The sequence below is a fragment of the Halorhodospira abdelmalekii genome (assembly GCF_016583625.1).
GTDB classification, from domain to species: Bacteria; Pseudomonadota; Gammaproteobacteria; order Nitrococcales; family Halorhodospiraceae; genus Halorhodospira; species Halorhodospira abdelmalekii.
The window spans coordinates 1-8,484 of the sequence record NZ_NRRN01000075.1; the positions used below are offsets into that span (position 1 = coordinate 1).

An 8,484-nucleotide genomic window follows, 5' to 3' on the forward strand; every position below is an offset into this window, starting at 1 on the left:
ATACATGCCAAAGACAGGAGACAAATGGATGCCTTGCAGCCTGCTTGAGCCGTGTGCGGGGAAACTCGCACGCACGGTTCTGAGGGGGCGGGGAACCAGCGATGGTTCCCTGCTACCCGGCGGTGCTCAAGCAGGTGATAGGGTATCGAAAGTAAGAGCTTGTTATCCGGTCGGGAACCGGCCGATGCGTGGAGGGAGGTCAGACCGGGTCATCCTCTGGATGAGTCGGCACTCCCGTCGAAGCGCGAAACTCACGCATAGCTTAAGCTTGGCGGGAGTGGTTCATTGCGGTCTGGGGCTTGGTCGGGCGGGCCTGATGGCGGAGACTGGCGATGTTCCCGATGAGTCGGGCCAGAGAGACTGCTTTTGCAGGCAGCAGACCCCGGTGGGCGAGGCAAGCCGACCGGGGTTTTTTTCCGAATGCGGGCCTCTCTTGTGCTGGCTTTACTTTTTAATTCTTAGTGGAAAGGGCCATATATGAGTCAATGGCAAGCGCTTAATCCCAAGAGTCACCAGGATCTCGGCTGGCTGCCCTATGCCGACTACACTTTTGCTGCAGCGGATACTTTCGCTCCTGTGGTTGTTGAAGAGTTGCCTCAGTTGCTCGCTTATTATCCGCTGTGTTTTATCCAGCAAGAGGCTGGTTACCAGTTTGTAGCACTGCAGTCGCTTACTCCGAAGTGCAACGTCTATGTCTCATTTGAGGGTAAGTGGCTTGCTCCTTATGTTCCAGCTTTCTACCGCAGCTATCCCTTTCGTTTCTATCCCAATCCCCAGGCTGCAGAGAAGCAGGTGCTCTGTTTTGATGCTGCTTACCCCGGTATTACGCCTTTGAGCGACAATTCCGAGGCCCGCCCCTTTTTCAATGACCAGGGTGAGCCAGCGCAGCACTTGACTCATGTGATCGAGTTTCTTCAGAAGGTCAATAAAAATCGTTTATTAACCCAGAGGCTTGTGGACCAGCTGCAGCAGGCTCAGCTGATTGAGCCTTGGTCTATCCAGATACAGTCGAATGGCGCTCCCATCAGTGGTCTCTATCGTATCAGCGAGGCGGCTTTAAAGGAGAGTGCCCCTGAAACTGTAAACGATCTGCTCCAAAGCGGAGCCCTTGGCTTGGCCTACGGTCAGCTCTATAGCCAGGCTCGTCTGAAAGATTTTAAACGCCGCTACGAGCATAGAGAAAGCCAGAAGCGGAGCCAACGAGGGCTCGGTATTGAAGATCTCTTCGATCGAGGCGAAGAGAGTTTGCGTTTTGATTTTTGATGGGCCTGAGAGGTTGCGCCTGTGAAGAGGGGGTAACCTCCGTCTTTGAGGTGGACAAGCGGAGAATCTGGGCGAGTGAACCGAGAAGCCTTTGATCGATTCAATGATCTTTTCCTTGGGGTCGATTTTTCTGCTCCCTTCGGCACACCGGGCACTCTTGTCGATAATATTGAGCACGCCCTTTACGAAAGGGGCGACTATGTGCTTTTGGTTAAAGCGGCCTACGCCGCTCGTGGGGAATTAACGACGGCCCAGGTTGCTGATCCGAATCTCGATCTCGATCAGGCGATGCATGCGGGACGACTGCGCGTTGAGTATTGGGTGGAGCGTCTTGAGCAGGGTGATATTGAGCCGAGAGTGCTTTTGCCGCAGATGCTTGAGGAAGCATCGTTGGGCGCCCAAGGTCTGAATACTGACCAGACTCATATCGACTTTCGGCAGAAGATGGCTGAGGCTGTGCGTCGCGAAATGGAGATCTGCTCATCCTGTGAGCGCAGGTCCGTTGATTTAGACACTTCAAACGATTTGGACGAAGAGTCGCTGTTTGAGCGCGTCACGCGATTGCGTAAAGAGGTTGGACGTGAGGTCGCAGAACAGCACGAAGCCAAGTACACGCTGCTGGAAGCTGAGCAAAAAGATAGCTTGCCGGCATGGTATATCATAGAAGTTGAGCCAACAGAGGCGGTGTTTGATTCATGGGTTCATGATGGTCAATTGCAGCCCTATTTGGCAGGGGCCATTGAGATACGGATCCCCGATGAGGTAACCCCAAGGATTCCGTCTGAGCTCCGTGAATTGCTTAATCAGGCCGGGGTAGTGGATGGTGATCTGACGCCCCCGCCGGCTGCCGAGCCCCCACCACACCGGGAGGATCCGCCCCCGCTTCAAAATGGACCTGCTTTCGATGGCGAACAACCGACGGCACAAGAGACCTTGATGCTCGAATTGATTAACCGTGCCCGTATGGATCCGCAGCTTGAGGCGGCTCGTTTGGGTATCGATTTAAACGCTGGTATTCCCGAAGAGAGCGCCCTTAGCGGCGAGCCAGTTCCACCGTTGGCGTTTAGTGTCCTGTTGCTGGAGCCGGCTCGGGCACATAGCGAGTGGATGCTTGACACCGACATCTTTTCTCATACCGGGGCGGGCGGTTCCTCGCCGTTCGAACGGATGCAGGAGGCGGGGTATGATTATTTTGCCGCCGGCGAAAATCTGGCCTGGGCTGGAGATACGCGAGGTTTCGATTTGACGGCGGCAATCTATCGGCAGCATGCGGACTTGTTTCTTTCTCCAGGACACCGCTTGACGACTCTTAATGATCTTTTTAAAGAAGTCGGTATTAGCCAGGTGCGGGGTTATTTCTTTGAAGACGGTGTGAACTACATCGCTTCTATGGTTACACAGAAGTTCGGCTCAGCGAGAGATGAAGATGAGGTCTTCTTTGTCACAGGTGTAATTTACAACGATGACAACGGAGATGGCTTCTATAGTGTTGGTGAGGGGGTTTCTGGGGTTGCGGTCTCTGTCAATGGGGTCGAGTTTCCCGCTTTCGACTCAGGGGGGTATGTGGTTCCGGTTGCTCCCGGTCAGCACGATTTGACATTTTTTGGTGGGACACTGCCAGAGCCTATTAATTATCAGCTTATCGTCGAAGATCGCAACGTCAAAGTGGATGTCGTCGATGGCCAGATTGTGACCTACGGTACGATGGCCGAAGAGGCTGGTGATGCGCTTTCGGTCTTTGGAGGCGTCCCAGAGCTATGGGCTGCTTAAGGATCGAATCAACGGGCTGGAGACGTTGGCTACAGGCGCTAAATTAAGGTGCTCAGATCGAAAGGTGCTCCGGTCGCGGTCGAATCGAGATCGAAGGGTTCGCTACGTGGCAGCTCCAAGCAAATAAGAGATTGGTCGAATAAGAGATTGACCATGATGGGGGATAGAGATGGGAGAACGAACAAAGGAGTTGCTTCTGATTCGTCATGCCAAGTCGAGTTGGGAGGACCCAGCGCTGGCTGATTGGGAGCGCCCGCTAGCGCCCCGCGGCGAGCGAGCGGCCCCGGAGATGGGGCGTCGGCTGTTGCAGCAAGGCCGGGTTCCCGAGCAACTGGTCAGTTCAGAAGCGGTGCGGGCGCGCCAAACGGCCAAGCTTCTGGCTGAGGCCATGGGGCTTGACCGGCAGCAGATCGCCGTCGACCCGCGTCTGTACGAAGCTGGACCAAACGAGTGGCTAGCGGTGATCCGTGATCAACCCGACTGCTATCACCGCATCGCCCTGATTGGGCACAATCCAGCGCTTGAGCAGGTCGCACGTCAACTGCTTGGCCTGCAGACTAGCAAAGTGCCGACGGCGGCGGTGATCTACGCGCATCTAAGCATCGATGCGTGGGCTGAGGCGGACGCGGCTTGCGCCGAGTTAATCGATTTTGACTACCCGAAGCGGCGCTAAGCGATCTTCCCGGGCGTGGGGTTAGTGCGTTACGCCGCTATTCTCTCCTGCTCTCCGTCCTCCTGGTATGCCCCCTGGAATACATAGACGGTGTCCGGTATCAGATCAGGGTCAGCGAGGCCCCTGCTGCAGCGCGAGCGTTGTTGCCGTACGCAATAGAGCGCGCTATAGTCAGAGCCATCATGATCGTACCTGCCTATCGAACGCGCTCACCCGGTCACTGGCTCCGCTGCAGCGGTGCCGGCGGGGTTCGGCTGCTTACCAGCGCCGCAGCCGGTGGGTCGTGCCTGGCGGCGTGACCACGAGCCTGTTGCGGCCTTCCCCATTTTCGAAGCCTTTGGTTCGTTATTTGCGTTATTCGTTATTGAACCGTTGCGGCTGAACCGGCTGAACCGGCTTGATCTGCCGGCGCCCCGACTGGACCCCGCCGCTGGGGCAAGGTCGCTCCCGAGATTCCGTCGGTGCCGGTAAGTGTAAGTGGTAGCAGGCAACGGTATGTAACGGCACTCTATGAGGTTCGAGCAGCCATGGTTGACCGAGATCGCTTGATTATCTTCGATACAACGCTGCGCGATGGTGAGCAGAGTCCCGGTGCCTCGATGACCCGCGAGGAGAAAGTGCGCATTGCTAAGGGGCTTGAGCGCCTGCGCGTCGATGTCCTTGAGGCGGGGTTCCCGGCGGCGAGCCGTGGCGACTTTGAAAGCGTTCGCGCGGTGGCCGAGACCATCAAGGAGAGCCGCGTCTGCGGGTTGGCACGGGCCCGCGAGGCCGACATCCGTGCTGCCGGCGAGGCGCTGGCGGAGGCCGAGGCCGGGCGTATCCACACCTTCATCGCCACCTCGCCGATCCACATGCAGAATAAGCTGCACATGACCCCCGACGAGGTCGTCGAGGCGGCCGTGCACGCGGTCAAGCTCGCCCGGCAGCTCTGTGACGATGTCGAGTTCTCGCCGGAAGATGCCGGACGTTCTGAGTCCGACTTTCTCTGCCGTATTATCGAGGCAGTGATCGACGCCGGGGCGCGGACGATCAACATCCCGGATACCGTCGGCTACAACGTCCCCGAGCAGTTCGGGGGGTTGATTCGCACCCTCCTTGAGCGGATTCCGAACGCCGATCGAGCCGTCTTCTCCGTGCACTGCCACAACGACTTAGGGCTGGCCGTGGCCAACTCGCTCGCCGCGGTGCGGGCTGGGGCACGCCAGGTTGAGTGTACCGTCAACGGTCTCGGTGAGCGCGCCGGCAACGCCGCCATGGAAGAGATCGTTATGGCGGTGCGTACCCGGCAAGATATCTACGCTTGCGATACCCGCATCAACACCCGCGAGATCGTCCCGCTCTCCAAGCTGGTGGCCAACATTACCGGCTTCCATGTGCAGCCGAACAAGGCGATTGTCGGGGTCAACGCCTTCGCCCACGAGTCGGGTATCCACCAAGATGGCGTGCTCAAGCACCGCGAGACCTACGAGATTATGCGCGCTGAGGAGGTCGGCTGGCACACCAACCGCATGGTGCTGGGTAAACACTCTGGGCGCAACGCCTTCCGCTCGCGCCTTGAGGAGCTCGATATCGTGATCGACTCCGAGGAGCAGTTGAACGAGGCCTTTGTCCGCTTTAAGACCCTGGCCGATAAAAAACACGAGATCTTTGATGAGGATCTGCAAGCGCTGGTGACTGAGGCCGGAGCCGCGCTGGAGAACGAGCGCATCAAGCTGCTCTCGCTGCACGTCTGTTCGGAGACCGGTGAGACGCCAGAGGCCCGTGTCTCGCTGCTGATTGATGGCGAGGAGCGGCGCGCGGTGGCCCCCGGCAGTGGGGCAGTCGATGCCTCGTTCAAGGCCATCGACTCGCTGGTGCAGTCGGGGACCGAGTTGTTGCTCTTCTCGATCAACAACATCACCACTGGGACCGACTCTCAAGGCGAGGTGACGGTGCGCTTGGAGCGGGGTGGACGGATTGCCAACGGCCAAGGGGCCGATGTCGATATCGTCGTCGCCTCGGCCAAATCGTACATCAATGCCCTGAATAAGATTCTCGCCGGACTCGACCGACAGCATCCGCAGGCGGGCGATGTGTGAACGGCTATGGATCGAGAGCGGCTACGCTATCTGACTCGTATCGGCGTCGATGTCTACGTTCGGCGCGATGCCGAGATTGCTGAGACTGTTATGGCCGAGACACCCGGTAGGGCTGCTGATGAGGTGGCCCCCGGGGCTGCAGTACACGAGGTAGCCGCTTCAAGGCGGCCTCAGGTTGCACTGCCCTCCGCCGAGGCTGCGGCGCGTTTAGGTGCTGCGGAGCCGGCAGTAGAGGGTAGGGAGGCGAAACCAACTGCCGCCGCGGACTCGGTCGCGGACTCGGTCGTAACGGGCACAGCGGCGGTAGAACCCGTTGCTAGCACACCGGGAGCCACCGCCGATTCATCTGCGGGAGCTGCTGATGCTGCCGAGAGTCAGGGCGGTTTGGGTGGTCTGGGCAGTCCAGGCCGCGCTGGACCGGTGGCTACAGAGAGGATCGTGGAGGGCGTCGAGGGAGTGACTATTGGCTCCGGCTCAGAAGGGCGTTCGACCGCGGCGCTTGCCAGCTACGGCTGGAGCGAACTTGAGCAGTGCGTGGCCGACTGCCACGCTTGCCGTCTGGCCGAGGGGCGGACCCAGACCGTCTTTGGGGTCGGTGATCGCAGCGCCAATCTGGTTTTGGTCGGGGAGGGGCCCGGCAAGGAGGAGGATCGCCGCGGGGAGCCCTTCGTCGGCCGAGCCGGTCAGCTACTCGACGCCATGCTGGCGGCGATCGACCGCGGGCGTGAGCGTGGCGGGGTCTACATTTGCAACATCGTCAAGTGTCGCCCGCCGGGCAATCGTGATCCGCGCCCCGACGAGGTCGCCGCCTGCAGCGGCTACCTGCGTCGACAACTTGAGCTGCTCGAACCCCGCCTGATCGTTGCCCTGGGACGGGTCGCGGCACAGAAACTGCTCAACAGCACGGCATCGTTGGCCGATCTGCGCGGCCAGACACACACCTACACGCTCAACGGGGGTGGCGAGATCCCAGTGTGGGTGACCTATCACCCCGCCTATCTATTGCGCTCACCGGCGGAAAAGGCTAAGTCATGGCACGATCTCAAGCGGATACGCGCCAATCTCTAAAGGCAAGACCTCCAAACGCACCGCTTGAACCGCCCGGCTCAACGGGGCAGAGCCCAACAGGGCGCACCCGCCCGATGGCCGAGGCCGATCTTGCAGCGGTGCTGCAAGTCGAGCGAAGCGCCTACCGTTACCCGTGGAGCGAAGGGATCTTTCGTGACTGTTTGCGGGCCGGCTACGGCTGCTTCGTGCACGAACCCGAGCCGGACCTCTGTGGTCCTGCTGCACCCCCAATCGCCCCGGTCGTCGCGCACCTGGTCACCAGCTGTGCCGCTGGTGAGGCCCATATCCTCAACATCTGCGTAGCGCCGCCGTGGCAGCGCCGGGGGATTGCCGCCTATCTGCTCGCGGTCGCCGTCGAACGCGCGCAACTGCTCGGCGCCGAGGCGCTCTTTCTCGAAGTGCGTCCCTCGAACACCCCCGCACTGCGCCTCTATGAGCGTTGTGGCTTCCACGAAGTCGGCCGGCGTCCTAACTATTACCCCGCAGCCAAGGGCCGCGAGGATGCCCTGATCATGGCCCGGGCAATCCTCTCCGTCCGGTGCTGAAACGGTGGCCGCGGGGAAGCGGTTGCCCGCAGATCGCCCGCAGCAGCCGTCCGGTCAACTATTACGGTGCCGCTACAGTGCCGCTACCCGCTGCTCTTGCTCAGCGACCTTCGCTAGGGCGTATTGCGCCTCGGCGAGTTTGCTCCGCTCCTTATCGACGACGGCAGCCGGGGCCTTGGAGATAAAACGCTCGTTCGCCAGCTTGCCCTCGGCGCGGGCGATCTCACCCTCCAGGCGGGCACGCTCCTTGGCCAGCCGGGCCAGCTCCGCTGCCTTATCGACCAGGCCGGCCATCGGCACCCGGATCTCCATCTCACCGGCCAGTGCCAAGGCTGACTCCGGCAGCGTCTCGTCCTCGGCCACGATCCGGATCGATTCCAGGCGTGCCAGCGTGATTAAAAAGCGCTGATTTCGCTCCAGTAACTGCCGATCCTCGGCGCTGGCATGAGTCAGCAACACCGGAATCGGACGGCTCGGGGAGATGTCCATCTCGCCCCGGATACGCCGGATGCCCAAAATAACCCGCTGCAGCCAGGCGATCTCGGCCTCTGCCTGCGGGTCGCGCAGCGCCGGGTCGCTCTCCGGATAGGGCTGACGCATGATCGTCTCACCGCTGACCCCAGCCAGAGGAGCAGTACGTTGCCAGATCGCCTCGGTGATAAACGGCATCAGCGGATGGGCTAAGCGCAGCAGGGATTCCAGCACCGTAATCAGCGTCTGTCGGGTGCCGCGCGCGGCACCCGGGCTGCCCTCGCGCAGCGCCGGCTTCGACAGCTCCAGATACCAGTCGCAGTACTCATCCCAGGTGAACTCGTAGATCGCCTGCGCGGCCAAGTCGAGCCGATAGTCGGCGAAGGCCTGATGAACGGTGGCGACGGTTTGGTCGAGTCGCGAGCGAATCCAGCGCTCGGCGGCGCCGAACTCGATTGCCTCCATTCCAGGCAGTGCCTGTCCCTCTTCGGCGGATCCAGGTTGTGCCTGTCCCCCAGCACCGGATCCAGGTTGTGCCTGTCCCCCAGCACTGCCTGCCCCAGCAGCTGCCCTAGGTTGTGCCTGTCCCCCTGCCCTAGGTTGTGCCTGTCCCCCA

7 protein-coding genes are annotated in these 8,484 nt (G+C 60.4%); 6 read left to right on the forward strand and 1 reads right to left on the reverse strand.

Going from position 1 to position 8,484, the window contains the following annotated elements; translation table 11 throughout:
• Positions 1-477: 477 nt before the first annotated feature.
• The 6 genes from CKO15_RS12735 to rimI all read left to right on the forward strand — a co-directional run bounded on the left by CKO15_RS12735 (position 478) and on the right by rimI (position 7,397).
• On the forward strand, positions 478-1,263 hold the full coding sequence (locus CKO15_RS12735) for a SapC family protein (protein WP_200196930.1): 786 nt from the start codon (positions 478-480) through the stop codon (positions 1,261-1,263).
• A gap of 75 nt (positions 1,264-1,338) precedes the next feature.
• Positions 1,339-3,033: a CAP domain-containing protein gene (locus CKO15_RS12740; RefSeq protein WP_200196933.1), complete on the forward strand. Its 1,695-nt coding sequence runs from the start codon at positions 1,339-1,341 to the stop codon at positions 3,031-3,033.
• A gap of 169 nt (positions 3,034-3,202) precedes the next feature.
• Positions 3,203-3,706, forward strand: a complete 504-nt coding sequence (locus CKO15_RS12745) for a SixA phosphatase family protein (RefSeq protein ID WP_200196935.1) — start codon at positions 3,203-3,205, stop codon at positions 3,704-3,706.
• Positions 3,707-4,233: 527 nt separating this feature from the next.
• Complete coding sequence (locus CKO15_RS12750) at positions 4,234-5,784, forward strand: 2-isopropylmalate synthase (RefSeq protein ID WP_200196938.1); 1,551 nt, start codon at positions 4,234-4,236, stop codon at positions 5,782-5,784.
• Positions 5,785-5,790: 6 nt separating this feature from the next.
• On the forward strand, positions 5,791-6,852 hold the full coding sequence (locus tag CKO15_RS12755; protein ID WP_242464790.1) for a uracil-DNA glycosylase: 1,062 nt from the start codon (positions 5,791-5,793) through the stop codon (positions 6,850-6,852).
• 74 nt (positions 6,853-6,926) lie between these two features.
• A complete protein-coding gene (gene rimI, locus CKO15_RS12760; RefSeq protein WP_242464791.1) occupies positions 6,927-7,397 on the forward strand; it encodes a ribosomal protein S18-alanine N-acetyltransferase in 471 nt (156 codons plus the stop codon).
• Positions 7,398-7,469: 72 nt separating this feature from the next.
• Here rimI and CKO15_RS12765 read toward each other — a convergent pair whose 3' ends face one another.
• Positions 7,470-8,333, reverse strand: coding sequence for a class I tRNA ligase family protein (locus CKO15_RS12765; protein ID WP_242464792.1), 864 nt, complete (start codon positions 8,331-8,333; stop codon positions 7,470-7,472).
• Positions 8,334-8,484 lie beyond the last annotated feature (151 nt).

Excerpts from the sequence above, each read along its gene's own strand:
- CKO15_RS12735 (WP_200196930.1), top strand. The coding sequence starts at position 478 with ATGAGTCAATGGCAAGCGCTTAATCCCAAGAGTCACCAGGATCTCGGC.
- CKO15_RS12745 (WP_200196935.1), top strand. The coding sequence starts at position 3,203 with ATGGGAGAACGAACAAAGGAGTTGCTTCTGATTCGTCATGCCAAGTCG.
- CKO15_RS12750 (WP_200196938.1), top strand. The coding sequence starts at position 4,234 with ATGGTTGACCGAGATCGCTTGATTATCTTCGATACAACGCTGCGCGAT.
- CKO15_RS12755 (WP_242464790.1), top strand. The coding sequence starts at position 5,791 with ATGGATCGAGAGCGGCTACGCTATCTGACTCGTATCGGCGTCGATGTC.
- rimI (WP_242464791.1), top strand. The coding sequence starts at position 6,927 with ATGGCCGAGGCCGATCTTGCAGCGGTGCTGCAAGTCGAGCGAAGCGCC.
- CKO15_RS12765 (WP_242464792.1), bottom strand. The coding sequence starts at position 8,333 with ATGGAGGCAATCGAGTTCGGCGCCGCCGAGCGCTGGATTCGCTCGCGA.